Source organism: Biomaibacter sp. TOL, from assembly GCF_059717795.1.
Genome location: NZ_AP046092.1, coordinates 3426578 through 3452482, shown reverse-complemented (window position 1 = coordinate 3452482; position 25905 = coordinate 3426578). Strand labels below are relative to the sequence as shown.

Sequence of the window (25905 nt, the reverse complement as noted above, 5' to 3'; positions counted from 1 at the left end):
AATTTCGTTAAGAAAAAAATCTTATATCCTACTTAAATATATTTTAACTTTTTCTGTCAAAATAAATATTCTTTCCTGTAGCCGAAAGGGGGATGCCTATTACAATCTCTCCTTCAATATAGCCCAGCTTGCGGGCTGTTACACCTATACGGTACATGATGCGGTTGTCCACGTTCAGGATGCTGGCTGTTTTAACTGCTGATCCCACGGCAATGCCAAGGTCGATAAGCCTCCATGCACAAATTGGACCCGCAAATTCGTGACCTTCCATTAGTGAAGGCAATTTTGCACATTCGGGATATCCGCAGGCTCCACAGTTGAGGCCCGCCTTTTTGGATTCTTTAAGGGATATGAGCAGGACCGCATCGGAGTTTTCTACGTTTTTCCCATCCCTATCATAGTTTTTCTTTCCTGTGTGTTCTCCATAGGCAGCCATTTCTTTACCCAGCCTCGTCAAATCGTCGCCTTCGATGATTTTGATTTCTATGAAATCCTGGCCTGCAGCCTTTGGAGCTGTTCTGGCCGATAATGCCATAAGCTCCGCCACCATTTTTACCGTATCTTTCATAAGCAATAGCCTCCTTTATAAAAATTATTGTTCATGGGTTTCCCCTGTTTTGACATTATCCTTTCCAGGCGTTTTTTAAGCTCCTTTATTTCCTGTTCTGGAGCTACACCTGTAAGACCTTTCTTTTTATATGCCAGTTCCAGTGCCCTGCGAGTAACCTGCTCTGCTTTCTGATATTCCCTTGTCTTATGTTCATACATTTTGGCAAGTTCCACCAATGCAAAGGCCGTATGTATGTTATCCCGGGCCATCTGCATCCACAGCTCTTGTGCTTCATCCCACCGGCCCAAGCGTTTGTATAAAAGCGAAAGCCTGATATATGCCTTTTCCCGTACTCCCGGTATTTCCAGGGCTTTTGAATAACTTCTTATGCTCTCATCGAACATCTCCATATCCTCGTAAAGTCTTCCCAGGCAGTAAAAGTCCTGTTCGGCGCAACCGTCTGAACCAAAGGGGTCTTGCAGAGCCCCGGCCATTTTTATGACCAGAGTCACCATGGATAGAATATCCATTCGATTGTGATAAAAAATGGGCGTCAGGGGATTTGGGTCTTTATCTCTCAAAAATCTAAAATAAATCGAGGGTATCTCAAAGCTGGGTATATCCCCTTCCCTTTCCATTGAAAAGAGATTTGTCTCCAGCGACGATAGGCTGACACTGGCCAGACGCTCTTTATATAATCTCCTTGCCGATGAGAGAAGGTCGAGGTGATAAGGCTTATCCAGGGGGTTTTCCATGCGATTGATTAAAAATCTTGTGGAAAGAAGCGGTATATCATACGCTTTACCGTTGAAGCTGACAACAGATTCAAATTCTTTCACGAGATTTTTTAAACTGTGCAAGACCGCCGGTTCCTCGTCGTAGTCCCTCATGAAATACTGAATGAGTTTGAATTTTTGCCCTTCAAAATACCCTGCGCCTATTAAAAAGGCATAGGTGCCCGAACCTCCTGCAAGACCGGTAGTCTCGGTATCAATAAATACGGAATTTAGGAAATTTAAGCAATTGTAGCAGCTATCTTTTGCAATAAGCGCTATAATTTCCCGCGGTATTTCAAAGATTCCGGAAAGTCTTACGCCGGCATGACAGAAAGCATCTTCATAGAAAGTCTGTGTTATCAGATGTTCTCCCAAAGGGGTTTTTACAGAGGTCGCATTTAATACTCTGCAAATTTGCTCATTTTTTTGAACCCGCAAAAAATTTTCGGAATCAAATCTACTATTTCTCCTGTCAAAATCCCGAATGCCATCCTTTTCATTCTTGCCCATATAAGTTTGCAGCTTATCGTAGAGGTTCAACTCAAAACACCTCTCTTGAATCAGATAAGGCATTGATTTATTATCTTTAAGGCGTAGTTCTTGCTGCCGGAACCCACTTCGTCGTAAGGCCCCACACAGGATGGGCATCCGTCCTCGCAGCCGCATTCCATTATAACCTGCCGGGCCGCCTTTAAAAGCATCCGGCTCATATCATATAGTTTCTCGGAAAATCCGACGCCTCCGGGATAATTGTCATATATATAAATTGTCGGCTTCAATGTGAAAGGTGACTTTATCTGCACCACACCCCGAATATCCCTGGGGTCGCACATCAGATAGAGTGGTGCAATGTTTGCCATTACATTACATAGGCCCAGCAAACCGGATTGGAGTTCTTCCTTTGACAGCCCCTCTATATCTTCCGGAATGGAAATCCAGAAGGCAGTTGTATGCATTTCCTCCGGCGGCAGATGTATCGGTCCGGAACCCACATTTTCGTGCGTAAAAAACTTTATTTTTTTGAACATGGTGGCAAGGCCGGTGACCATGACTTCGCCCATATGTTTTTTAAAATTGTCTTCGGCATCCTGTTTGAATTCTTCCAGTACCTTTATTTCCACCGCCAGATTGGCGTCGGTGTAATAATCCACATCCACTTTTCTGACATAGGCTTTCTTTTCATCGTAGTCCAGCTTCTCAACCTGGTATTGCTGTCCTCCGTGGATGTATATGGCCTCCTCATGAATCATCATTGGTGCGCTGGACCTGTCTACTTCCCCAATGACTTTTGCGCCCTCTGTGATATCTACCACCACAAAGTTTTCCGGTGAAGCGCTCCGGAGACTTATGTCATCCGCTGGAAAAGACTCGGCCATCCAGTGCCACCGGCCACCCACGTGCCTCAGAATCCTTTCGTTTTCCAGAAAAGCCAAAATTTCATCAATCCTTCGTCCTCCAAAGGTTTCTCCATCTTCAAACGGCAACTCAAAAGCGGCACATTTTATGTGACTTACGAGTATGTATAAATTATCCGGGTTAATTAGTCCGTTTTCTGGCGAGGACTCGAAAAAGTAATCGGGATGGTTTATTATAAACTGATCCAAAGGGCTGCTGGAAGCCACCAAAATCGATGCGGAAGATGCCATTCTCCTGCCGGCTCTGCCTGACTGCTGCCACGTGCTGGAAATACTTCCGGGATACCCCGTAATGATACTTACATCCAAATTGCCTATATCTATCCCGAGTTCCAGAGCATTGGTACTTACAACCCCAAGGATTTTCCCCTGCCTAAGTCCCTTTTCTATCTCTCTGCGCTCTTTGGGCAGATAGCCTCCACGGTACCCCCTTACCGCTTCGGCTCCATTCGGTATCTTTTTCATTTCCTCTTTTATGTAAGTAAGGAGAACCTCTACAGCGAGACGGCTCCTGGCAAAAGTTATGGTCTGAATACGGTTTTTTAAGAATATAAGGGCTAAATTCTTTGCTTCCAGGATACTGCTCCTTCTTATTCCCAGTTGACGGTTAACTACCGGGGGATTGTAAAAAATTATATTTTTTTCCCCAGAAGGAGCTCCGTTTCTGTCAATCAAAATCATGCTTTCCCCGGTCAATTTTTCGGCCAGTTCTTTCGGATTTGCTATAGTAGCTGATGAACAAATGAAAATTGGTTTTGATCCGTAAAACCTGCATATGCGCAAAAGTCGTCTCAGCACATTGGCGGTATGGCTGCCGAAAACTCCGCGGTATGTGTGCACTTCATCAATGATTATGAATTTGAGATTTGAAAAAAGTTTAATCCATTTCGTATGATGCGGCAGAATTCCGGTATGCAGCATATCGGGATTTGTGACCACTATGTGGCCGTCTTTTCTTATGGCAGCCCGGGCGCTGGTTGGAGTATCCCCATCATAGGTGAATGTTTTTATGTCTTCTCCCATGGCGTCCACCAGATCCATGAGTTCTGACACCTGGTCCTGGGAAAGGGCCTTTGTTGGAAAAAGATATATGGCCCGGGCATTCCTGTTCCCTGTCAGTTCGTTCAGCACGGGGAGGTTGTAGCACAGGGTCTTGCCGGACGCCGTAGGGGTAACCACAACGACACTATGTCCTGCCGTCACTTCGTCGAGAGCCTGCCTCTGGTGGGAGTAAAGCCGGTAGATGCCCTTTTTGTTCAGAACGGATACCAGTTTTTCATTGAGATATGAAGGAAAATCTTCATACTCTCCCGGCTTTTGAGGTATAACCTCCCAATGAGTGACATTTTGCATGAATCGTTCAGATGTTTTTATATAATCCAGCAATTGCTCAAGATTCATTAATCTCCCCTCTTCGCGGGCTATCATAAATTAAATAAACATCAGTTTGATTTTATCACAATATTTTTTTCTCATCAATAATATAAAAACTCCAGCGTTTTTTCGCCGGAGTTTTGGGCCCTCGCCGAGGGCTTTTATCTTACGCCTCACCCAAACTTACATCCACCCCCGGATGAAGAAGGACCGGAAGTGCCGGAGCCTGCGGTTCCAAATACGGAAACCGCTATTTGAATGTTTTTGCTCTTGCATTTGGGGCATTCAATATCTCTGTCCTTTTCCGAAAACTTCCGTAATTCCTCAAAGTGATTTCCGCAGTTTCTGCAAAGATACTCGTATATTGGCAATGTGGATACCTCCCTGGAACATTTATTTACATATATTATATAATATTTTCGCTATAAATAAAAGTATTTTTGGTTTTTATCTTTTTTACTTGAAAGCGTGTAATATTTTAAGAGTTTTATCACAAAATAATATCATGGATTAATAAACATTTGACAGAACCCGATTGTCATAAAGCTTAAAAATATCAGGGAGGCAAAATATATGGTAAGCAAAATGCAACTTCATGCAGTGGGTGAGATGTGTCCCGGTTACGTCAACAACGGCAATGTATCCGGAATAAATCCGGCTATAACGGAAGAAAAAACGGTGAGCTGTGAGACGTGCATCCACTGGGATAGGGGAAGATGCGACATAAACCTGTTCGATAAGGTTTTAACAGATCTAGACCAAACATAGTAAGATTCAGTCTAATTCAGAGGACGGAGTGAGTCAGAGAACCGTCCCCTGACTCACTGCAGGGAGGTTTAATATGGCATTGAAGAAAAAGCTTTTTGCTCAGAAAAGGACTTTTGCACGGCAGGAAATAGGATCCAATATTTTTAAGCCGGCCGGAAGGCCGCATCCACGCGAGGTCCGATCTCAGATAGCACAGTTGGAAAGCAACCAGCCCGGCACCAGAAAAGATGTAAAAATAAAGATGGATAAAAAATTGAATTAAAAGTACATTACATTAACGTTTTTTCCCATTTTTTCCAATATCACTATTATATCCTTAACTATGTTCAGTTTTATGGATAAGTCTCCTGGAAAGTCCGGATTCTGATGAGCGGGGTTTACCGCCTTTCCAAGCAGAAAGGTTAAATCTGTGGCGTCTACAAGGATTTTCGCCAGTCTTGAGGCGCCGTCTTTTTTTTCCAGCTGCTTTAATTCGGAGAATCCTGCCCCAGGCAAAGCATACTGCTGCAGTATCTGTCTTGTGCGCGCAAGAGTAAGCACTCCTTCAGTAACAAGGTCGATTCCTTTTATGCTGGCTATGGGCGGAACATCAGGGTCTACAAATTCTGTTGAGGTGACAAGTTCGCGCTTTAAAGTTCTAGAAACTATTCCGGCAGCAGTTCCACCGCACACAACTTTTTTCCCGGGACCATCCATGAGAATTTTAACCACCTTTTCATCATTGGCTATATTCTGGGGAGGACCTGTAAATATCGTGACCCTGCGCGGTCTTATTATCTTTAACACCGCAACGGTGGCATCGTCTCCCGGCCGATCCACATAAAAATTGGAAGTTACAGTGGCTAGAAGTCTTGTAAGGTTCTTGGGAGTAGTTTCGGTCTTTGATATTTTCTCGATATATGCCGCTATATTTTCCCACTGCCATCCCAGATTCAAAAGACCACCTACGCCGGCATGCACCACTCCGTCGCTCACCGCTACCAACAAGTCATTTTCCTCTGCCTTCAAACGGGTTTCTTTGATTCTTTTACCCGCAATCTCCCGTGTAACACCATCTAAATATTTAATCTTTCCATCTCTCAAAAAGAAGACTGGAGGATTGTCATACTCCACTATATAACAATTACATTTTTCATCTATTACAATTATTGTAAAAGTGGAATAGGCTATCTTTCTGACCCTGCAGACTGGAAGTGTAGAAACAATGGTTTTTACCGTATCTTCGATAGAAGCCCCCCCTTTTAGCATGGTTGCTGCTATTTTTGTGGTAAGGGTAGAAAGTATATTGGCTTTTACGCCGCTTCCCAGGCCGTCTGCCATCACAAAAATAGTCTTGCCTGGACTGCGGACTATCTCTACACTGTCGCCGCAGAGTTCCTCTCCAAATTTATTTATACTTTCCCAGTAAATATCAGTCCTGATATCCATTTTTTTCACCCGGCATCTCATCTATTAAAAGCTGCTTTACTTTATTTAACATTACCTTTGTCTCTGCCGTGGTTTCGCCAAGTAAACTTGCTATCTCCTGCGCTACTCTCATCTGATTTTCAATAACCTCCTGTGTCGTTTCCAGGGTTTTTTGCCTTACTTCCGCATTTTTCTGCCGGGATTTCTCCTGAGCCGTAATGTCTGAAATTATTCCGATAATAAGGTTATGGTCTTTTAAATAATATATATTTTGTAATGTTATCAGGCCGTAGTTTTTTATTACCACTTTTTTTTTTATGATATTTTTAAAGGTAGTGCCAACCAGCCTGAAATTGTCATCATTGAATAAACTGCTGAGGGGTTTATGTTTAAAACTGCCTGCCGGTATCTGGAACATATTCTCAGCCGCAGGATTCATCTCCTGAATAATCATCTCTTCATCAACCGCTATTATGGCATTTGGCGTCGATTCAATGATGAGATTGGAAAGAGATTCAGCCCTGTTTCGCATATACGGCATACACATATGAATTTCTGCCATGCCGTTGTATACGGCGACAGCCTTCTCCCGGCACGAGTTATACCCGCAGGCTCCGCAGTTAAGTTCATCTTCGGGGGTAATCTTGCCGATTTTAAGCAGTATGTTTTTAATTTCCGATTCAGAAGGGTATTTCATTGTCACCCCTATCGGCGAAAAATGTTTTGATAGATCAAGACCCTGGCATCCTTCAACGGTTAATGCCGCGTCTTCTCTGCCTTGCGCAATAGTATTCCGCGCAAAATCCTTTATTTTTTCGAGACGTTCGAAGGTGCCGCAGCCTGTATTCCCCACCGCCGGTCCGTTGCTGCAACTTCCGTAACAGGCATTCATCTCTATCCAGGTGTTCTCCAGCCTGCCTTTTTTCAACTCTTCAAGCAGTTTCATACAACCCTCCAGACCATCAACGCTGATAAAGCGCCGCCATAGTTGCTTCAGTAAAGGTTTTATGGTGAAAAACGTGCCGCCGGGAACAGGATAAAAATTTGCATCATCGGAAAAGCCGCTCTCATTACCCACTTCTGCCGCAGGGTCTATACCCTGTTCCAAAAACCACTTTTTAACTTCCTCAAATGTCAGAACAGCGTCTATATCATTTTTGTCATCGTCATATATCTCCATTTTCTTGGCCAGGCACGGGCCTATGAAAACCACTTTTGAGTAGCCTTTTATCTTTTTTAAATACCTTCCATGAGCCACCATAGGGGATACTATCGGTATCATGCAATTTACCAGTTCGGGGTAATATTTTTGAATGAGGTAGTTCACGGCAGGGCAGGCGGTGGTAATGATGTTGGATTTATTTTTATCGTTGTAAATATCCGCATAACCCTCCGCTATGATACGGGCGCCGATCGATGTTTGATAAACCGCCGAAAATCCCAGTTTCTTCAAAGCGCTGACCATCTGCCCGTAGTTTTGAAAACAAAAAGCTCCTGCAAAGGAAGGAGCCAGGCTTACAGCAATATCCTTGTTTTCCTCTATAAGCTTTTTTACTTTTTCAACATCACTCTTTACCGTCTTGGCATTTTGAGGGCATACTGTAAGGCATGTACCGCACGTAATGCATCTTTCCTCCACAATCTCGGCTTGATTGTTCTTCATGCGTATGGCTTTCACAGGGCAGGCTCTGATACATTTATAACAATTTCTGCAATTAGCCCTGGTAAAGTTGATAACTTCCATCTAATTTTCCCCCAATATTTTTTGCCTGAAGAAATCTTCCACTCCGTTTTTGTCAACAGAATAGGGACCTTTTTCATCAATCTTTACTGAAACAGGCTTGGTACAATTGCCGAAGCAGAATTGGGCCTTAAGCTCCACTTCCTCTTCCATTTGATGTTGTTTTATAAGTCTTTCCAATTCTCTTATTATATCATAAGATCCTTTAAGATGGCAGGAACTGCCCACACAAACGCTTATAGTTTTCATAATATCCCCTTGCTTTACAATTTTTTACCTGAAAAAGTGTAATCAATAACATATACTTAAGTTCTATTATAATTTTATTATATCATCTTTATATTTTTTGTCAATATTTTAACAATGTTTGTTGTAATGATTTTTTTTAACACTTTTTCATGCGATTTTTTATGTGAGCAGATCTTTTTTATAGGTAAGCCCGATTTCACTTCCCACATTACCAAGTCTCTTTCTTACTTTTTTAACTTTTTCCAGATCATATCCAATAAGATCGGATATTTCCTCATCTTTCAAACCAAGTGCAACAGCATCCAGAAACAGGTACAGATCTACGCCGTATTCCTTTTTTATTCTATCTTCGCTCACTCCCAGTTTCTTGAAAAAGCCATCTTGAATACCTTTCATGCAACCACCTCATTAATGAATTTCAGTCCCTTTTTCATTTGCATCTTTGATATTTCTATCAATATTCAAGTTCCCTTCTTCATCCAACCATGCTGATTTTATTTCAGCCAGATCTTTAATTCCTTTTTTATTCAATTCTGTTAGCATCTGGTCTATACTTGCACCGACTTTATCTAGATTATTCTGCAAAACCTCTCCTCGGTCCACTACCAGCGTATGGAAGATGCCCTGGTTTGCCCATATCCCCAGATCTTTGGGTGTAACCGACTGCGCTTCTTTTTTCTTTATAATACTAAGTTTTCCGTTGGGTTCAATGGTAGCTTCCTCTATTTCATTTATATTAGCGATGTTTTTTTCTCTAAGGAGTATAAGTAAATCCGCCAGGGTTATTCTTTCTTTTTTCATATTTCGGATAATGACTTCTCCATCCCGCACCAGTACGGTGGATGTCCCCTGAAAAAAGTTTTCCAGTTTGCGGTTTTTGGTGATAATCAAAGATAACCCATAATTGAGTACAGACATTACTATAACCGGTACAATGCCATATGTCAGTTTTATTTTGTCGTCTTCAAGAGGTATGGCAATAGCAGAGCCCATTATTATTACAACGATCAGGTCAAATGGTGAAAGCTGTGCGATGGTCCTCTTACCCATAAATCGAACCAATAACAGACTCACTGCAAATAGTATTATCGATCTGTAAGACAACATCAGGATTTCTCTCACGGCAAAACCCCTCAAATCTCAAATGTAAGATTATCTTGTACCAATTTTTTCTTCAATAATATTAAATTTTACCGCTAAATCATCCAAACCGGTCATCAAAATCAGACCATTTTCGGCCTCGGCCAGGTCCTGCGTCGCTTTTAACATGGATTTTTGTATGCCTTTTGCCAGTAATAGTCGGGTGTCGTAAATTATTTTGCGCATTTTTCTAAGAATTTTTTCCGCTACCTTTATATTATTATTATTAATTGAGCCTAATACCAGCCGGCTTGCCAGTTGAATTTCCTCCATTTTTTTATTGATATCCACCAGGCTGGAAGATTTCATCATTGTTTGCTGAAGTTCATCATCCAGTTCTTTTTTTATTGTCTTTATAGCTGTCAGCGTATTATCTATTTCTTCTTTCAATCCAAGCATGGCTCCACTCGTTTTTAATATTGCCGGGTTCTCCATTATAACTCCTCCCTCTCTTTTCTTCTTTTATTTATTTTAAGGATTCAATAAATTTTTATTCACCAGATTTTACAAGTCCTCTCGAACTTGGCACATTGAACAAATTTTGTTATACTTAAAACATAAATACTTTTACATAGGAGATGACAAATGAAGAAAACTGTAAGTTTATTTATTATCATGGTTTTTGTAATGGTCTTTTTTATGGCAGATGCATCAGCAGAACCCGCTTTGACAGATCCCAGTTCTCCTCCGACCATTACGGGTGAAACAGGCATATTGATAGATGTCAAAACAGGAAAAGTGCTTTACGATAAAAATTCGCATGTCCGTATGGAACCCGCCAGCATCACCAAAATTATGACAGCGATTGTCGCACTGGAAAAGGGAAAGCTGACCGATACAGTAATTACCGGAAAAGAGCCTCCTCTGGCTGACGGTACCAGAATATATCTTGAGGAAGGCGAAAAATTGACACTGGAACAAATGCTATATGCCATGCTTTTAAACTCAGCCAACGATGCGGCCATTGCCATAGCCGAACATATCGGCGGCGACGTGCCTTCTTTTGTAAAAATGATGAATGAAAAAGCGAGAGAAATCGGCGCCATGGACACCACATTTGTAAACCCAAACGGTCTGCCTGCCGAAGGCCATCTGACGACCGCCTATGACATGGCGCTAATAGCTAGATACGCTCTTTTAAACTTCCCGGAATTCAGAAAAATGGTGGCTACAAAAAACTTTGATATCCCTTGGCAGGGAAAAGAGTGGAATCGCAGGCTGATTAACCTAAATAAACTTCTCTGGAATTACGAGGGTGCCGACGGGATAAAGAGCGGATATACCCATTCTGCCGGTCAGACCCTTGTCGCATCCGCTACGAAAAACGGTTGGCAGCTTATTGCGGTTGTTTTGAAATCCCGGGGAAAAAGCATATGGGCCGACGCCGAAACTCTATTAAATTATGGATTTGATAATTTTGAGCCGATAGATGTCGTAGAAAAGGGCAAGATAATAGCTTCAGAAAAGGTAAAATACGGTGATACCGTGGAAATGGAAACCGATGGAGATTTTTCAACAGTGGTACCAAAAGGAACCAATTCAATAACCACCAGGACGGTGCTGAAACCCGACATTAAAGCTCCTGTTAAAAAAGGTGAAATTTTAGGAGAACTGGAAATTTTTCAAGACGCTCAAAAGATAGGAAGTATCCCTCTGGTGGCGGTAGAAAACATTCCCAGAAAATTGTATACTTTATGGTGGTTCTGGCTGGGAGTAATATCCCTGGGCTTTTATGCTCCGTTCAGAGTGATGGTGGGTATAAGACGTTATAGAAGACATAGAAATCGGAGGTATTATATATCCTATGTCAAAAAATATAGATAAAAAAGTCATACATAAACAAGAAAAGGGCTATCATAAGCCCTTTTCATTTTAATACATAAACTGTAACCCATTTTCTTCCAAAGCGATTGGCTTCTGCCCGGGATTCCATAAAAAGATCGATTTTATTATCTTTTATGGCTCCCCCGGTATCCTCTGCACGGGCAAAACCGTAACCGTCAATATAAAGCCTCGAGCCAAGAGGTATAACATCAGGGTCCACAGCCGCCACTCCAACTCTGGGTTTGGTATCCATTGCCGTTAGATTGCCAGTATGAGTATAGGCCGTAGCCAGCATTCTGAGTTTTTTTGTATAGGCAAAGTCAACTCCTCCACGGGATGCTATCAGCATGGAGCCGGTAAGTACAATTCTTGGCTTGGCCGGTTTTATCACGGTGCTTGTAGTATTTTTCGAAACAACCTGGCCGTTTTCAAAAATTAGTGTGGTCACTATTTTCTCCTGACCGTTTTCGCCTTCCTGTAATACCTTTTTCTGACCTAGGGGAATGTTGGGATCCTTTCTGGTCACAGTTTCATAAGCAATGGTTTTAATTTCTTCGACGACCTTTTGATTCACCCTGGTAACAACCACTTCAGTCGGTGCGCTGATGTATGTATCAAGCTGCGGTTTTACTTTATCTTTTTCCCCGACTAAAATGTCGGCTTTTGCCAGGAGATTGGCCACCGTATCAGGTTGAGTCTTTACCGTGTATTCTTTACCGTCAGATAATATTTTTACATCAAAAGCTCTTTTTATCCGGATACCCAAACCATCTTTCAGTCTTTCGTCAATTCCAGGTGTAATTTCGTCTTCCGGGATTACCTTTATATCCGCCTCTTTAAGCGCCTCGCCAACCGTGTGGGCAAAGGTGGATATATTAAATGTTTTCCCATCTACTTGAACGACTACATCCTTTTCAAGGTAAGAATAGCTTCCCACGGCCCCGGCAAATACCAAAATAATTACCATACAGAATATCGCCCGGCGGGTCTTGAATAAAGTCACAGTATTCCCCCTTTGAAAATATATATTAATTATTCGACACAAACATCAAAAATCCTTTTAATATATATTATTACCTGTTTCAGTTAAAATATCCAAAAATTTTCTCTATAATTTATATCAGTTTTCTTTAAGTCTGTCAAATATATTTTCATAAAGCGTGGTTATTTTATGATAATGTGCCTGCCATTATCGAACAATTTAGGTGGCCGGCTTATAATACAATCTTTTTCCATCTGCCTTTCCGAAATCTGTAACCTATCAAAAGGGCTTCTACAAAAAATTGAGTTACTGTCGCCATCCAAACATATTCAAGACTTTTGCCCAGAATAAAAATCACAAGAAATATGAGCGGCAATCTTATCAACCATGTACTTACCAGCGTGACAAGAAATGTCCCTTTAGTATCTCCGGCCCCTTTCAGAGCACCGCCTAGAGTCATTGAAACGGCAATGGTAGGCTGCTCAAAAGCTCCTATCTTTATACAGACGACTGCCAGGTCGCGAATTTCCTTTATGTTTGTGAAAAATCCCATCAACCATCCGGGAAATAAAAAGAATACAGCACCCACAAAACCCATCAATAGTGTTGAGAATCTCATGGCTTCCCAGCCGCTGATTTCAGCGGTTTTCTCCCGTTTTGCCCCTAGGTTCTGACCCACAAGGGTGGACGCGGCTACCGAAAATCCGTAACCGGGCATAAAAGACATGGACTCAGCACTGACCGCTACCTGATTTGCGGCAAAGGCCAGTGTTCCCAGGTGTGCAATCCACATGGAGGAAATAAGCCGGCTGCCGCTGTATGAAAATTCCTCCAGTGAAGCCGGAATGCTCAATGATATAATTTGTTTCAATGTATTAGGATCAATATGTATTATATCCCGCATTTTTAATCTTACTTCACTTTTTGGCCAGATGACATAGCCCATGGTAATTGCCGCACCGCAAATCTGGGCAAGAGTTGTTGCAAAGGCCGCTCCGCTAACTTCCCATCGGGGAAAGCCGAAATGACCGAAAATCAGTACATAATCTCCAATTATATTAACCGTATTAGCTACCAGCGCTGAAATCATTGGGAGTTTGGTGTTGCCCGCTCCGCGCAGGGCGGAATTCATTACCAGGGTGGGGACCATAAACACGACACCTACCGACACTATTTTCATATAATTTATACCCTTTAATACTACTTCGGAATCTCTCATGATATAAGAAAAGAATAATTCGGCGCCCGAATAATTTAAAACCCCTAGAAAAAGTCCTATCGTACAGGCTATCAAAAAAGATTGCCCTGCTGCATGATCTGCTTTTTCGGTCTCTCCAGATCCCGTGAAACGGGCAACCATAGCCGATGTCCCTACTCCGATAGCAGCGAAAATAAAAGTCACGGTATAGGCCAACTGCCCGCCAAGACCTACCGCACTTAAAGCTTCGGCGCTTAACCGTCCCACCATGGCAGTATCAAAAATCCATACTGCGGTATGCAGCACCATCTCCATAATGGCAGGCCATGCAAGATGGAAAATTTCCTTTCTTATAAAAGTAATGCTTAGATCATTTTCTATTTTTCCCATGAATTACCTCTCTTTATCATATTTATTATCTCTGAAAAGTTACTTGCCGCATCAGACTCATATGTATTATTATATCACATGCCATACGGGTTTTGCCAATATTGATTTCAGATGCCAGATGCCGGATGCCAGATGTCAGATTAAGTTGGAATTTGTAACTCGTAAATTCTTTCTATTCCGACTTCTGACTTCTGGCTTCTGAAAGAGCGGCAGACAACGGCGGTGCCGGTCCATCTCCGATAGAGAAGTGACTTTTTAAACCAAAATAAAGGGACAGGTCTTGACTGTTTATGACCTGTCCTAAAGTTAAAACATTTTTCATCATATGCTAATCTTTTTTAATGCCTTTCTCATTCTTTCATATCCGTCGTTTAGATCTTCTTCAGTCACAGTAAGAATTGGTCTGAAGCGGATGCTATGAGTACCTGAAGGCAGCACCAGCATCTTCTCTTCATAGCAAGCCTGACGGAATTTGTCTCTCAGCGCCGGGTTCGGCAAGCTGAAAGCCGCCATTAGCCCTTTATATCTCACATTGCTTATAAGTTCCGGAAATTCTCTTTCCAGCGCATGCAGATGTTCATGCAATACTCCAGAAATTTTATTTGCATGGTCCAAAACATTATCTTCTTTTATTATCTCCAGTATCCTTGTGGAGCGGACCATGTCGGTCAGGTTTCCGCCCCAGGTGGAATTTATGCGGCTGCTTTCCACAAAACAGTTATTTTCGACTTCATCCACGCGATCGTTCGCCAGGATGCCGCATACCTGGGCTTTTTTGCCAAAGGCAAAAATGTCGGGTTTTACTCCATAGTGCTGCCATGCCCACATCTTGCCCGTTATACCCATCCCGCACTGTACTTCATCGAAAATCAACATGATGTCGCTTTCATCGCAGATATCTCTTAGTTTCCGGAAAAATTCCGGTCTGAAATGATTGTCGCCACCTTCGCCCTGGATAGTCTCAATAATGATGGCACAGATGTCATCAGGATTATCCTTTATGGCTGCCTTTATCTGGCCCAGCGACTCTTCCTCTGCTTTTATAACCTCTTCAAGATGTTCCTCCAGAGGCCATACTATCTTGGGATTTAATACCCTGGGCCAATCATTAAATTTGGTAAAGTACATATATTTTCTCGGGTCTGCCGTATTGGTGAGAGAAAGAGTATATCCACTGCGGCCGTGGAAGGCTTCTTTGAAATGAATTACCTTTGTGCCTTTTTCGGCGCTCTCTTTGTATCCTTTTGCAATATTCTTGCGTACCTTCCAGTCCATTGCTACTTTAAGAGCATTTTCAACTGCCAGAGTGCCATAATCTATTAAAAACAGATGCGTGTAACCTTCCGGCGCAGCCACTTCCATAAAGGTCTTTACAAAGTCGGCCATTTCCACTGTATAAATATCCGAATTGGCAACTTTATTCACAGCCGCCCTAAAAACTCTTTCTTTGAATTCGTCATTGGCAAGTTTGGGATGGTTTATGCCCAGAGGCGATGAAGCAAAAAAGGTATAGAAATCCAACCAATCCGTGTTATCTCTGGCGTCTATTATGTGGCTTCCATAAGATTTTTCCAGGTCCAGCACTATAGGGAAACCATCCACCAGAATATACTTTTCCAGCGTCGAAAGAACTTCCTGCGGTCTAACCATTATAATCCTCCTTGTCTTAAAAATAATAATTAATTACAAGATATTACCTGTTTTTGAACATGACCCCCTTTCTTTTGTTGTCCGTATTTCACAATTTTTTCGATATGTTTATTCTTTTGCAAGTTTAATGCCATCGTCACATGGTTAATTTTCTTGTATTTATTCAAAAAAATGCTGGTAATATTGCAATTCAATTGCTCAATATTGGGCAGTTAATTGCTGATTTTTAATTTTAATAACTTGACATCCTAGTTTTATAAGTGTATTATTATTCATATATTTGAATAATAATAAATTATTGTAGGGGGTATTTCCATTGTCAAATAATCAAGATATCATCAATATCACCGAGAAATACAGCGCTCATAATTATCATCCGCTGCCCATAGTCATTTCCCGTGCCGAAGGTGTATGGGTAGAAGACCCGGCCGGCAATCGCTATATGGACATGCTGAGCGCCTACTCCGCCGTCAATCAGGGTCACAGGCATCCAAAAATCATTGCCGCCCTGAAGGAGCAGGCAGACAGGGTCACCCTGACTTCAAGAGCTTTTTACAATGATAAGCTGGGACCTTTCTGCAAAAAAGTGGCGGATATAACCGGTAAAAATATGATACTTCCTATGAATTCCGGGGCCGAAGCCGTCGAGACAGCTATCAAGGCCGCCCGGCGGTGGGCTTATGATGTAAAAAAAGTTCAAGAAAATCAAGCGGAAATCATTGTGTGTGAGGGTAATTTCCACGGCCGTACTACCACAATAATCTCCTTTTCCTCCGATGAAGACTATAAGCGTGGATTCGGCCCCTTTACTCCCGGTTTTAAGATTATCCCCTACGGGGACATAAATGCATTAAATACTGCTATATCGGCAAATACAGCCGCTTTTCTGGTAGAACCCATCCAGGGTGAAGGCGGAATCAAGATACCGAAAGAAGGGTTTTTGAAAGAAGCATATGAACTTTGTAAAAAGAACAACATACTCTTTATGGCCGACGAAATCCAGACGGGCCTTGGTCGTACAGGCAAGCTTTTTGCTTGTGACTGGGAAAATGTGGTACCCGATGTCTATATTCTCGGTAAAGCTCTGGGAGGCGGCATAGTTCCTATTTCTGTAGTGGCAGCCAATGAAGACATTCTGGGTGTTTTCGAGCCGGGTTCTCATGGCTCAACCTTTGGGGGAAACCCTTTAGCCTGCGCCTGCGCTATTGCCGCTCTTGATGTCATACAGGAAGAAAATCTGGTTCAAAGATCCCTTGAAATGGGCGAATATTTCATGGGCAAGCTAAAGCAGATAAAAAATCCCTCCATCAGAGAAATACGCGGAAAGGGCCTTTTGATAGGAATCGAGCTCGATAAAAATGTAAGACCTTACTGTGAAAAATTGATGGAACTGGGTCTGCTGTGCAAAGATACCCATGAAACCGTTATCCGGTTTGCCCCACCTTTGATTATAACAAAAGAAGAAATTGACTGGGCTGTGGAAAAGATAAAAGCGGTACTAGGATAAATATCAGCGAGGCTGTTCATGATTTCAACAGCCTCGTTATTTTTCCAGCTGGCGGGAGCATGTGGGAATTGAACCCACCTCGGAGGTTTTACCCCCGATGCCGGTTTTGAAGACCGGAAGGCCCACCAGGACCTATCTACTCCCAATTGATATTCTAACAGATAATACGGCTTTTTTCAACCATTGTAAAGGTTGCTTCCGGCTATCCTCACATCTTTTACGCGCCTTGTAGCCTTGATGCCATCCATATACTCGAGCAAAGGCAAGGTAAATTTGCGGGAAACCCCCAGCATATCCCTGAAAGCTGATACAGTCAGCTCTCTGTTTTCCACAAAATAATGTTGCAGAAGATGAAGGGCTTTTTCTACCCATTGGACGGACATATAGATTTCTTCATTGATTTTTATTATTTTCCCCTCCTCGATAAGTCTGAAAAGCACTTCCTTTACATCTTTCTCCCGATAAGGAAATCTTGACAATACTTCGTCGATAGCAGGCGGAGTCCAACCACCTTCTAAAAAAATGTTGAGTATTGTCTCTGAGATTTGACGTTGGATGGGACTCATTACAACAGAAAACTCCTTTTTCTTTACGATATTCCCTTTGCTCTCTATCAGACCTTCATTTGCCCATTTTTCCATCAAAGAATCAAATATAGCCGGTTCAATACTCGCTCTGCTTCTGAGCTCCTCTCTGGCGATACCTTCGCTGAGTGGAAATTTTCTATGATAATCTTCAATTATGGCAAGCGTTTCATTGGTAATATTGCCGTAATATGTTTTATCAAAGAGGATTTCTTCTCCCGAAACTTTTAGTAATACTACTTTACCTTCAAAAATTAATGCTTTCGCAATCTCTTCCATTTGCTTTACATTTTTTCCCACATAAGGGCACATATCCCGCAAACTAAGGTATTCTCTGCCAAAAGTCCCCAATAAAGCAACGGCAAAGTCCTTTATCCCTCCCGAAGAGGTATTTTTCAGCGCTTCTTTTATCTCTTTAAGGCATTCTTTTTTCTTTATACGTCTGGGGTTAACGAAAAGAATTCGACCTCCTCCGATGGTAGTGGCGGGCGAATAGCTTCTTATGACATAATAGTCATTATATGCGCAAGCTATGGGCTCTTCCATCAACCACAGCACAAAAGCGCCTTCTCCCGGAAAAAGTTCATCTCTATCGAGCAAGTCAACCCTCGCCAGGGCTTCTTTGGTCCCGATATGGAACCGTATCCTTGCCCTGTTTTTTAAAGGTGACGGAGCATCGTCTATGAGTTTTAAATATGCGTAAGCTTTTGTAACTGAAAAAAGCGTCCCAAAAGGCGCTACCACATCGCCCCGCCGAATATCACCAATCTTCACATTAGCGAGGTTAAGGGCGGTTCTCTGCCCGGCTTCGGCTTTATAACGACTCTGGCCGTGAACTTCAATGGACCTTACCCGCGTGGTAAGCCCTTCTGGAAAAATCGCGACTTCATCGCCGGTTTTCACGGTGCCGCAGATCAGACTGCCCGTTACAACAGTACCTATACCCTGTAAGGAAAAAACCCTGTCGATGGGCAGGCGGAATGGAGATTCCAGGTCCTTTAAGATTTCGCCACTGCTCATCTCATCTATTGCTGCTATCAGTCGTTGTAACCCTTCGCCTGTGGTGGAAGACACGGAGATGATGGGGGAACCTTCCAGAAAAGTCCCTTTAATTTCTTTCCTTACTTCCTCCGTCACCATTTCCAGCCACTCTTCATCGACCAGGTCCTTTTTTGTCAGCACAACAATTCCTCTTTTAACATTCAACAATTTCAATATGTTCAGATGTTCTCGGGTCTGAGGCATTATTCCCTCATCAGCGGCAATCACCATCAGTACCATGTCTATACCGCCGGCCCCGGCCAGCATGTTTTTAATGAATTTTTCATGGCCTGGCACATCCACAATACCTATCGTGCGACCCGAAGGAAGGGTCATGTGGGCAAAGCCTAGTTCTATGGTTATGCCCCTCTTTTGCTCTTCCTTCAGCCTGTCGGTGTTGATCCCTGTAAGAGACTTAATAAGTGTAGTTTTGCCATGATCGATATGACCGGCGGTGCCCAGTATTATGTTGCCCATATTGCTTTTCCCACCATCTCTACAATCTTTTCTATTTCTTTTTCTGAAATTGTCCTCAAGTCGAATAACAACTTGTCTTTTTTCACCCTTGCCACCACTGGAAAAGAAACTTGTCGCAGCCTTTTTGCCATCTCCTCCGGTGAAATTCCATCAACACTTATTCCAACGCATTTGGTAGGAATCTCCACACCCGGCAGAGAACCTCCACCCGCCTGTGTAACATCATTTATGATCTCTACCCTCCCTTTTTCGTTTAAGACCTCCTTTACCCCTTCGGCAAGTTTTTGGGCCCGGTCCTCCATATCATCTATGGATTCCATAAGCATGGCCAGCACCGGAATATGCTTCCACCGTCCATCCTTATAAAGTCGCAATACTGCCTCCAGAGCCGCCAGGGTGAGTTTATCAATGCGCACTACTCTATTGAGGGGATGGCTTTTAATTACGGAAATGTATTCCGCTTTCCCCAGGATTATTCCCGCCTGTGGCCCACCCAGAAGTTTGTCGCCGCTAAAGGTTATCAGGTCCATACCTGCCCTTACCGAATCCTGAACTCTGGGTTCTTCCGAAAAACCGAAAGACCTCATATCAAGCAACACTCCGCTTCCCAGGTCTTCCATCACCGGCAGGTTGTATTTTTCCCCAAGAGCTTTTAATTCCTCGTCTGTTACCTGGGAAGTAAAACCTATCTGTTTAAAGTTGCTGGTGTGTACTTTTAATAAAAGCGCAGTATTTTCATTTATGGCCATTTCATAATCTCTAATGTTGGTTTTGTTGGTAGTACCCACTTCCACCAGCTTTGCTCCGCTCTGAGCCATGACATCTGGAATCCTAAAGCTTCCGCCTATTTCTACCAGTTGCCCCCGGGAAATCACCACTTCCCGGCCGGACGCTATGGCGGAAAGACAGAGAAGTACCGCAGCCGCATTGTTGTTTACCACCAGGGCGTCTTCGGCGCCGGTTATATCGCATAAGAGTTCCCGGACATGGCTGTATCTTTCTCCCCTCTCACCTATACTCAGGTCGAATTCCAGATTTGAATATCCGGAAGCCACCATTTGTATTCTTTTCAATGCTTCTTCGGGAAGAGGCGCTCTCCCCAAATTGGTATGAAGCACCACACCTGTGGCATTTATGACAGGTTTCAAACTGTATGGGGAAAAACTCAACTTGTTGATTGCCAGGGAAATAACTTCTTTCTTCAAATCTTCTTCACTTCTGTCAGGAACATTTCCATCTTCTATCATCGTAAGCATTTTTAAACGGATGGATTCAAGGCTTTCCCTTAGCACATTAGTAACATAGATTTTATTTAACCTTAGTATCAAGTCTTTTATTTCGGCCTCTTCCAGGAGGTCGGCTATTTTAGGAAGCTTCTTCATAAAAAAGTTCTTATCCAAATAACACACCTCTTTTGAGAGAAAAGCAAAAAGGGATACAAAATTTTTCGGATATGGGATGCCAAATATCAGATTAAGTTAGAATTTGCCATTCGCAAATTCGTTCTATTCAGACTTCTAACTTCTGGCTTCTGAAAAAAGCAGCAGAGGACTGCGGTGCTGAGCCATCTCCGGCAGAAGAGTAACTTTTTATACTGAAATCAAATTTTACGTCGCATATTCTTACTCCAATACTATCCTGTAATCTTCAGACTCCACCGCTCTTCCTATGGGTGCTGCATCTGCAACCCCGCTTTGTTTTAGAAGAGCGAGCAGTGCTGAAGCTCTATTCTCGCTCACTGAAATAAGAAGGCCACCGGAAGTCTGTGGGTCGAAAGTCAAATCTACCAATGTTTCAGGCACCCCGGAACTTATATTGACCTTATCTTTCAGGAAATTTTTATTATGATACAATCCTGCTGGTAAAAGTCCCATCTCCGCCAGTCGCTCCATGCCTGAAAGTATGGGAAGGGCTTCAGCTTTCAACCGCAGGGTTACTTTTGAGGCTTCCGCCATTTCGAAGGCATGGCCTAAAAGTCCAAAGCCAGTTATATCTGTTACGGCATTTACACCAATTTGTACGGCGGCGAGAGATGCCTGCTTGTTTAGGGTAGACATGATTTGAACAACTTGTTTTTCAGTTTCTTTATCAAGCATGTCAGCTTTCAGAGCGGTGGTAGCCACTCCAATCCCAAGAGGTTTCGTGAGTATTAATACATCGCCTGGTTTTGAACCGGCATTGGTTAAAATTTCTTTGGGAGAAACCTCACCTAAAACAGACAAGCCGTAGATGGGTTCGTTACTTTTTATGGAATGGCCTCCTCCCACTACGGCACCCGCTTCTAACACTTTGTCACTTCCGCCCTTCAAGACATCTGCCAGTACATTTTCCACCAATTGTTCCGGAAAAGCCACCACATTTAAAGCAAGGAGCGGTTTTCCTCCCATGGCATATATATCGCTCAACGCATTGCATGCAGCAATCTGACCGAATGTATACGGGTCGTTTACAACAGGCGTAAAAAAATCCACAGTATGGATAATGGCAAGGTCGTCATTTATTTTATATACCGCCGCATCATCGGAGGTGTCGAGTCCCACCAGAAGATTTTCATTTTTTATTACTGGTAGCTGCCGCAGGACCTGCGACAGGGCGTCGGGGCCAAGCTTCGCCGCTCACCCGGAGCTGCAGGTAAGTTTGGTAAGTTTAACTTTCTGCATGGGTTGAATACCTCCTTCCATTATTTCGTCGACTACTAGCAGATCAGTCAACTTTTATTTTATCTTTAATCTGCTCGAACTTCTTGTCTCCTATTCCGGAGACGTTTTTAATATCATCTATGGATTTAAAAGGACCATTCTGAGTTCTGTAATCTATGATTTTCTGAGCCGTAGCGGGGCCTATACCAGGCAGTGTATCCAGTTCAGAAAGCCCTGCGGTGTTTATGTTTATTTTCCCATCGCTTAAAGAAGTTATGCCCGCTGTACCACTTGCGCCTGCAGTGCTTTGCTGTGTCTGCGATTCGCTCATAATTTCTCCAATTTTAGGGACATATAATTTATCCTCATCATGGAGCTTTTGAGCAAGATTCAGGCGCAGAAGATCTGCTTCGGGGAGGACTCCTCCCGCCAAATCAATGGCGTCTTTCACTCTCATACCGTCTTCCAGAGTATATACTCCGGGATTCTTGACGGCACCGGTGACGTATACTACCACTTTTTTAGGCTGTTCCTGAGTTACCGGTGCGGTAACCGGTATTGCAGGACCTTCCTGCAATTTAAAAGCTACATCGGCGTTTTTTTCGTGAAAAGCATAATAAACAAGCCCTCCGCTGATGATAATGGTCGCCAGTAAAAGTCCCAATAAAATTTTTTCTCTATCGCTTAAATTGAACATTTAATCCTCTCCCGCATTTATCAGAAACTGGAGGTTGGACATAAAACAGAGCCCGGAATTTGGTAATCAGAGACCAGATAGAAATATTGGATTGAAGTCCACAAATCCATACTTAAATTTAACATCTGACATCCGAAATCTGATTTCCGGCATCTGTTGTGCGGCAAATCCAACTTAATCCGACATCTGGCCTCCGATATCTAGCAAGTTTAGGGTTAGGCTTAACTAATTCAATTATTACGATCTAAATCTACTATTTTATATATCTTACCTATATCCAGGTTTTTTCGCACAACATCGGCCCACCGGTCGTACTCTTTCTGTTTGAATTTCGCGAAGTCGAATGCGTCCTCTGGATTAAATCCGATATCGTTTATATCATTTAAAACACTCCCGGTAGAATGGCATTTTTGCCTTTTTAAATAACCGACAAATCTGGAGGTAAATTGGTTGCTGTCGAAAATACCATGGATGTAGGTACCCAAAATCCGGCCATCGAAACTCACACAGCCGTCTATAATGTATACGTCTTTCTCCAGGCGCTTTTGAATAAGCACAAAGCCTGGGTAATTTCCATCAGATATGGTTTTGCCCATGTGTATCTCATAACCATCCACCTGCGAACCGCCCAGAGCTCCGGCAAGCCCCGGCAGACCCTCCGGTACTTTTCCGGAAATTCTTGTGGTCACCTTTTCCATTTCTATCTGTGTATGAACATCCAGCAAGCCCAGGCCTTCGCTTTGCTCTATGCTTCCTTCAATATGATTCGGGTCTCTTATGGTTTTCCCCAGCATCTGATACCCGCCGCATATTCCTACTATTACCGCTCCTTCTTTATATAGTTTCCTGATTTCTTCATGCCAACCCTGAGATTTAACAGCCGCCAAATCTTCCAGGGTGTTTTTTGTCCCGGGAATAATAACCGCATCGGCTTCGCCGATGGTCATGCCTTTTTTGATATAGGTCAGATTAACACCGGGATATTCGGCCAGAGGCACAAAATCAGTAAAATTGGATATATGGGGAAGGCAGAGCACTTTTATCACTACTTCACTTGAGTGCAGTCCTGCATCGTTGGAAGCTAAACCTTTTGCTTGCCTCTTTAAATATTTCATTCTATAAATCTCGGCTTCCGGCGAATCTTCCTCATCCACATATATATCGGTGTATGGTACCACGCCAAGTACAGGCCTTTCTATAATGTTTTCCAGCATCTCAAGGCCCGGTTTTAAAATCTCCAGATCTCCCCTGAACTTATTAATGATGACGCCTTTTATCCGGCTCCTTTCGCTTTCGTTTAAAAGCAGCATGGTGCCTGCCAGGGAAGCAAAAACTCCCCCTTTATCAATGTCCCCTACAAGTATGACCGGAGCATCCACCAGTTCGGCCATCCCCATATTGACTATATCCCGATCCCTGAGGTTAATCTCAGCGGGGCTGCCCGCTCCTTCTATAACTATTATGTCGTTTTGCTCGGCAAGCATGTCATAAGCCCTTTTTACTGTTTCAAGCAGCTTCGGCTTGAACTCATGATAATCCATGGCGGAAAGGTTGCCGTATACCTTTCCCATGATTATTACCTGACAGTTTTTATCAGAACTGGGTTTTAAAAGCACAGGATTCATTAGAACCGAAGGTTCCACACCGCAGGCTTCCGCCTGCGCCACCTGGGCTCTGCCCATTTCCAGACCTTCCCGGGTTATAAAAGAATTCAAAGCCATGTTCTGGGATTTAAAAGGCGCCACTTTATACCCATCCTGTTTAAACACCCTGCACAGCCCAGCCACTATGCGGCTTTTGCCCACCGATGACCCGGTTCCCTGCACCATGATGCATCGTGCACTCATTGCAGAAAGCCCCTCAATATGACGTCTTCGGCTTCTTTTTCCGAAAGTCCCAGAGTCTCCAGCTTCATCAACTGTTCCTCTGCAATTTTTCCAATGGCGGCTTCGTGCGTAAGCTGGGCATCGGGGTGCTCGGCAGATATGGCTGGGGAAGAGCTTATTCTGCCCCGGTCCATGATGATGGAATCGCACTCGACGTGGCCTCTTGCTGAGGCTCTGGCCACCATTACAGGGCGGAAAACCTGTTTTGAATCGTCTTTTGCCACAGAACGTGATATCACCTTTGCATTGCTGCCTTCTCCTTCCAGCTCTATGAGAATATCCGATACCGCCTCCTGATGGTCGTGAGTCAAAAGTCGCTCAATAATGGTCAGGCTCGCGCGTTCCGCAAGTTTTGCCTTTGTATCGCGGACGGTACTGTCAACGCCCTTTATCTGAGTCAGTTCCATCTCCACCACAGAATCTTTTTCCATAATTAGAATGGTCTTCGGGTTCAGTACCCTTTCACCGGTACCATCGCCACCGCCGTAGTGCTTTTCAACATATTTCATCCTGGCACCTTTATGGACTATAATCTCATGGATGCCATCATGCTGAGACCTTTTTGAACCCGGGTTATGTATCCCGCATCCCGCCACTACCGTGACATCCGCTCCTTCGCCTATTTCGATGGTATTATACACCACATCCACAATTCCTGAAAGGGTAATCAATACCGGTATATGGACCGCTTCGTTTTTTGTGCCCGGAGACACAAAGATATTTATGCCGGGTTTGTCCGTTTTCGGGCTTACCTGTATATGAGCCGACGACCTTCTTTCCACGCCCTGACCATCCTTGCGAATGTTAAAAGCTCCGGAAGGAATACTGTGAAGGTCGGCTACTGTTTTTAAAAGTTCATTATCTATAGCATTCAATGGCATCTTCGTCACCTCCGCAATTTTGCTGCCAGCGGCATTTGAAATCACCCTTCAGAGCATCCCACATTTCATCTCTGGCTCCCCGCTCTTTTATCTCGCCTTCCGCCATGAGGATTATTTCATCGGCAAGAGATAGCACCTTTTCATGATGGGTTATTACTATGCTGGTAACTCCTCCTCGCAAATGGTATTTTTTAATCAGGCCGAGCAGTTTTTCAAAACTCCACAGGTCAACTCCGGCTTCGGGTTCATCGTATATCACTATCCTGGAAGGCCTGGCCAGCACCGTGGCAAGTTCGATCCTTTTTATTTCGCCCCCCGAAAGGCTGCTGTCGCATTCTCTGCCTAGATAGTCCTGAGGGCATAGACCCACAGCCCTCAATCGAGCAAAATCTGTATCCTTACCGCCGGAGGAAATTTTCAGAAGGTCCCTCACCTTAAGGCCCTTGAAACGGGGAGGATTTTGAAAAGCATAACTGATACCGGCTTTAGCCCTTTCAGTAATATTAAAATCCGTAATATCGATGCCGTCAAGATAAATTTTGCCGCTCGTTACCTTATAAATGCCCATTATGGCCCGGGCCAGGGAAGTCTTCCCTCCGCCATTGGGGCCGGTTAGAGCATAAAACTTGTTATCCTCCAGTTCTATATTGATATTCTTTAGAATCGATACATCACCAGAACCATTGGAAATATCAAGGTTTAAAGACTGTATTTTCAACATTAACCTCA

General features: G+C 43.2%; 24 protein-coding genes and 1 tRNA gene. 4 read left to right on the top strand and 21 right to left on the bottom strand.

Annotated features, from left to right (window positions below; translation table 11 throughout):
• Positions 1-43: 43 nt before the first annotated feature.
• From AC6I1H_RS16955 to AC6I1H_RS16940, 4 genes are all read right to left on the bottom strand, one after another.
• Complete coding sequence (locus tag AC6I1H_RS16955) at positions 44-568, bottom strand: ferredoxin domain-containing protein (protein WP_497738693.1); 525 nt, start codon at positions 566-568, stop codon at positions 44-46.
• Positions 565-1866, bottom strand: coding sequence for a ribonuclease H-like domain-containing protein (locus AC6I1H_RS16950; protein ID WP_497738692.1), 1302 nt, complete (start codon positions 1864-1866; stop codon positions 565-567). The genes AC6I1H_RS16955 and AC6I1H_RS16950 overlap by 4 nt, the downstream gene beginning before the upstream one ends.
• A gap of 20 nt (positions 1867-1886) precedes the next feature.
• Positions 1887-4142: a DEAD/DEAH box helicase gene (locus AC6I1H_RS16945; protein ID WP_497738691.1), complete on the bottom strand. Its 2256-nt coding sequence runs from the start codon at positions 4140-4142 to the stop codon at positions 1887-1889.
• Between the two features lie 146 nt (positions 4143-4288).
• Positions 4289-4486: an FmdB family zinc ribbon protein gene (locus tag AC6I1H_RS16940; protein ID WP_497738690.1), complete on the bottom strand. Its 198-nt coding sequence runs from the start codon at positions 4484-4486 to the stop codon at positions 4289-4291.
• Positions 4487-4688: 202 nt separating this feature from the next.
• Between AC6I1H_RS16940 and AC6I1H_RS16935 the strand changes: the two genes are divergently transcribed.
• Both AC6I1H_RS16935 and AC6I1H_RS16930 read left to right on the top strand, forming a co-directional pair.
• Complete coding sequence (locus tag AC6I1H_RS16935; protein WP_497738689.1) at positions 4689-4883, top strand: hypothetical protein; 195 nt, start codon at positions 4689-4691, stop codon at positions 4881-4883.
• A gap of 73 nt (positions 4884-4956) precedes the next feature.
• Positions 4957-5145, top strand: a complete 189-nt coding sequence (locus tag AC6I1H_RS16930; RefSeq protein WP_497738688.1) for a hypothetical protein — start codon at positions 4957-4959, stop codon at positions 5143-5145.
• On the opposite strand, the gene AC6I1H_RS16925 is transcribed toward AC6I1H_RS16930, so the two are convergent.
• The 6 genes from AC6I1H_RS16925 to AC6I1H_RS16900 form a co-directional block, all read right to left on the bottom strand.
• A complete protein-coding gene (locus AC6I1H_RS16925) occupies positions 5142-6311 on the bottom strand; it encodes a SpoIIE family protein phosphatase (RefSeq protein ID WP_497738687.1) in 1170 nt (389 codons plus the stop codon). The two genes, AC6I1H_RS16930 and AC6I1H_RS16925, sit on opposite strands and share 4 nt — an antisense overlap.
• Positions 6295-8034 (bottom strand): [Fe-Fe] hydrogenase large subunit C-terminal domain-containing protein, encoded by a 1740-nt coding sequence (locus AC6I1H_RS16920; protein ID WP_497738686.1) that lies wholly within the window; start codon positions 8032-8034, stop codon positions 6295-6297. Before AC6I1H_RS16920 ends, AC6I1H_RS16925 begins: the two co-directional genes overlap by 17 nt.
• On the bottom strand, positions 8035-8280 hold the full coding sequence (locus tag AC6I1H_RS16915) for a (2Fe-2S) ferredoxin domain-containing protein (RefSeq protein ID WP_497738685.1): 246 nt from the start codon (positions 8278-8280) through the stop codon (positions 8035-8037).
• A gap of 159 nt (positions 8281-8439) precedes the next feature.
• Positions 8440-8676, bottom strand: a complete 237-nt coding sequence (locus AC6I1H_RS16910) for a hypothetical protein (RefSeq protein ID WP_497738684.1) — start codon at positions 8674-8676, stop codon at positions 8440-8442.
• A 12-nt stretch (positions 8677-8688) separates the two neighbouring features.
• On the bottom strand, positions 8689-9402 hold the full coding sequence (locus AC6I1H_RS16905; protein ID WP_497738683.1) for a DUF421 domain-containing protein: 714 nt from the start codon (positions 9400-9402) through the stop codon (positions 8689-8691).
• A gap of 30 nt (positions 9403-9432) precedes the next feature.
• A complete protein-coding gene (locus AC6I1H_RS16900; RefSeq protein ID WP_497738682.1) occupies positions 9433-9855 on the bottom strand; it encodes a hypothetical protein in 423 nt (140 codons plus the stop codon).
• A 150-nt stretch (positions 9856-10005) separates the two neighbouring features.
• Here AC6I1H_RS16900 and AC6I1H_RS16895 point away from each other — a divergent pair, with 150 nt between their 5' ends.
• Positions 10006-11244, top strand: a complete 1239-nt coding sequence (locus tag AC6I1H_RS16895) for a D-alanyl-D-alanine carboxypeptidase family protein (protein WP_497738681.1) — start codon at positions 10006-10008, stop codon at positions 11242-11244.
• A 43-nt stretch (positions 11245-11287) separates the two neighbouring features.
• Here the strand turns inward: AC6I1H_RS16895 and AC6I1H_RS16890 are convergent, their stop codons facing one another.
• From AC6I1H_RS16890 to lat, 3 genes are all read right to left on the bottom strand, one after another.
• Positions 11288-12247, bottom strand: coding sequence for a resuscitation-promoting factor (locus tag AC6I1H_RS16890; RefSeq protein ID WP_497738680.1), 960 nt, complete (start codon positions 12245-12247; stop codon positions 11288-11290).
• A gap of 211 nt (positions 12248-12458) precedes the next feature.
• Positions 12459-13814: an MATE family efflux transporter gene (locus tag AC6I1H_RS16885; protein ID WP_497738679.1), complete on the bottom strand. Its 1356-nt coding sequence runs from the start codon at positions 13812-13814 to the stop codon at positions 12459-12461.
• A gap of 321 nt (positions 13815-14135) precedes the next feature.
• Complete coding sequence (gene lat / locus AC6I1H_RS16880) at positions 14136-15464, bottom strand: L-lysine 6-transaminase (RefSeq protein WP_497738678.1); 1329 nt, start codon at positions 15462-15464, stop codon at positions 14136-14138.
• Positions 15465-15780: 316 nt separating this feature from the next.
• Between lat and AC6I1H_RS16875 the strand changes: the two genes are divergently transcribed.
• Positions 15781-16971 (top strand): ornithine--oxo-acid transaminase, encoded by a 1191-nt coding sequence (locus tag AC6I1H_RS16875; protein WP_497738677.1) that lies wholly within the window; start codon positions 15781-15783, stop codon positions 16969-16971.
• A gap of 49 nt (positions 16972-17020) precedes the next feature.
• Here AC6I1H_RS16875 and AC6I1H_RS16870 read toward each other — a convergent pair.
• The 8 genes from AC6I1H_RS16870 to AC6I1H_RS16835 form a co-directional block, all read right to left on the bottom strand.
• A tRNA-Sec gene (locus AC6I1H_RS16870) sits at positions 17021-17115 on the bottom strand.
• Positions 17116-17147: 32 nt separating this feature from the next.
• Positions 17148-19073 (bottom strand): selenocysteine-specific translation elongation factor, encoded by a 1926-nt coding sequence (gene selB, locus AC6I1H_RS16865; protein ID WP_497738676.1) that lies wholly within the window; start codon positions 19071-19073, stop codon positions 17148-17150.
• Positions 19061-20455: an L-seryl-tRNA(Sec) selenium transferase gene (gene selA / locus AC6I1H_RS16860; protein WP_497740844.1), complete on the bottom strand. Its 1395-nt coding sequence runs from the start codon at positions 20453-20455 to the stop codon at positions 19061-19063. Before selA ends, selB begins: the two co-directional genes overlap by 13 nt.
• A gap of 240 nt (positions 20456-20695) precedes the next feature.
• Positions 20696-21733, bottom strand: coding sequence for a selenide, water dikinase SelD (gene selD / locus AC6I1H_RS16855; protein ID WP_497738675.1), 1038 nt, complete (start codon positions 21731-21733; stop codon positions 20696-20698).
• Between the two features lie 43 nt (positions 21734-21776).
• Positions 21777-22409, bottom strand: coding sequence for a helix-hairpin-helix domain-containing protein (locus AC6I1H_RS16850; protein WP_497738674.1), 633 nt, complete (start codon positions 22407-22409; stop codon positions 21777-21779).
• 230 nt (positions 22410-22639) lie between these two features.
• Positions 22640-24256 carry a cobyric acid synthase gene (locus tag AC6I1H_RS16845; RefSeq protein ID WP_497738673.1) on the bottom strand — a complete coding sequence of 539 codons (1617 nt, stop codon included), beginning with the start codon at positions 24254-24256 and terminating at the stop codon, positions 22640-22642.
• Positions 24253-25176 (bottom strand): SufB/SufD family protein, encoded by a 924-nt coding sequence (locus tag AC6I1H_RS16840; protein ID WP_497738672.1) that lies wholly within the window; start codon positions 25174-25176, stop codon positions 24253-24255. Before AC6I1H_RS16840 ends, AC6I1H_RS16845 begins: the two co-directional genes overlap by 4 nt.
• Positions 25154-25897 carry an ABC transporter ATP-binding protein gene (locus AC6I1H_RS16835; protein WP_497738671.1) on the bottom strand — a complete coding sequence of 248 codons (744 nt, stop codon included), beginning with the start codon at positions 25895-25897 and terminating at the stop codon, positions 25154-25156. Before AC6I1H_RS16835 ends, AC6I1H_RS16840 begins: the two co-directional genes overlap by 23 nt.
• Positions 25898-25905 lie beyond the last annotated feature (8 nt).

Excerpts from the sequence above, each read along its gene's own strand:
- AC6I1H_RS16895 (WP_497738681.1), top strand. The coding sequence starts at position 10,006 with ATGAAGAAAACTGTAAGTTTATTTATTATCATGGTTTTTGTAATGGTC.
- lat (WP_497738678.1), bottom strand. The coding sequence starts at position 15,464 with ATGGTTAGACCGCAGGAAGTTCTTTCGACGCTGGAAAAGTATATTCTG.
- AC6I1H_RS16935 (WP_497738689.1), top strand. The coding sequence starts at position 4,689 with ATGGTAAGCAAAATGCAACTTCATGCAGTGGGTGAGATGTGTCCCGGT.
- AC6I1H_RS16835 (WP_497738671.1), bottom strand. The coding sequence starts at position 25,897 with ATGTTGAAAATACAGTCTTTAAACCTTGATATTTCCAATGGTTCTGGT.
- AC6I1H_RS16910 (WP_497738684.1), bottom strand. The coding sequence starts at position 8,676 with ATGAAAGGTATTCAAGATGGCTTTTTCAAGAAACTGGGAGTGAGCGAA.
- AC6I1H_RS16945 (WP_497738691.1), bottom strand. The coding sequence starts at position 4,142 with ATGAATCTTGAGCAATTGCTGGATTATATAAAAACATCTGAACGATTC.
- AC6I1H_RS16845 (WP_497738673.1), bottom strand. The coding sequence starts at position 24,256 with ATGAGTGCACGATGCATCATGGTGCAGGGAACCGGGTCATCGGTGGGC.
- AC6I1H_RS16925 (WP_497738687.1), bottom strand. The coding sequence starts at position 6,311 with ATGGATATCAGGACTGATATTTACTGGGAAAGTATAAATAAATTTGGA.
- AC6I1H_RS16915 (WP_497738685.1), bottom strand. The coding sequence starts at position 8,280 with ATGAAAACTATAAGCGTTTGTGTGGGCAGTTCCTGCCATCTTAAAGGA.
- AC6I1H_RS16920 (WP_497738686.1), bottom strand. The coding sequence starts at position 8,034 with ATGGAAGTTATCAACTTTACCAGGGCTAATTGCAGAAATTGTTATAAA.
- AC6I1H_RS16955 (WP_497738693.1), bottom strand. The coding sequence starts at position 568 with ATGAAAGATACGGTAAAAATGGTGGCGGAGCTTATGGCATTATCGGCC.
- AC6I1H_RS16900 (WP_497738682.1), bottom strand. The coding sequence starts at position 9,855 with ATGGAGAACCCGGCAATATTAAAAACGAGTGGAGCCATGCTTGGATTG.
- selA (WP_497740844.1), bottom strand. The coding sequence starts at position 20,455 with ATGAAGAAGCTTCCTAAAATAGCCGACCTCCTGGAAGAGGCCGAAATA.
- selB (WP_497738676.1), bottom strand. The coding sequence starts at position 19,073 with ATGGGCAACATAATACTGGGCACCGCCGGTCATATCGATCATGGCAAA.
- AC6I1H_RS16840 (WP_497738672.1), bottom strand. The coding sequence starts at position 25,176 with ATGCCATTGAATGCTATAGATAATGAACTTTTAAAAACAGTAGCCGAC.
- AC6I1H_RS16930 (WP_497738688.1), top strand. The coding sequence starts at position 4,957 with ATGGCATTGAAGAAAAAGCTTTTTGCTCAGAAAAGGACTTTTGCACGG.
- AC6I1H_RS16850 (WP_497738674.1), bottom strand. The coding sequence starts at position 22,409 with ATGTTCAATTTAAGCGATAGAGAAAAAATTTTATTGGGACTTTTACTG.
- AC6I1H_RS16885 (WP_497738679.1), bottom strand. The coding sequence starts at position 13,814 with ATGGGAAAAATAGAAAATGATCTAAGCATTACTTTTATAAGAAAGGAA.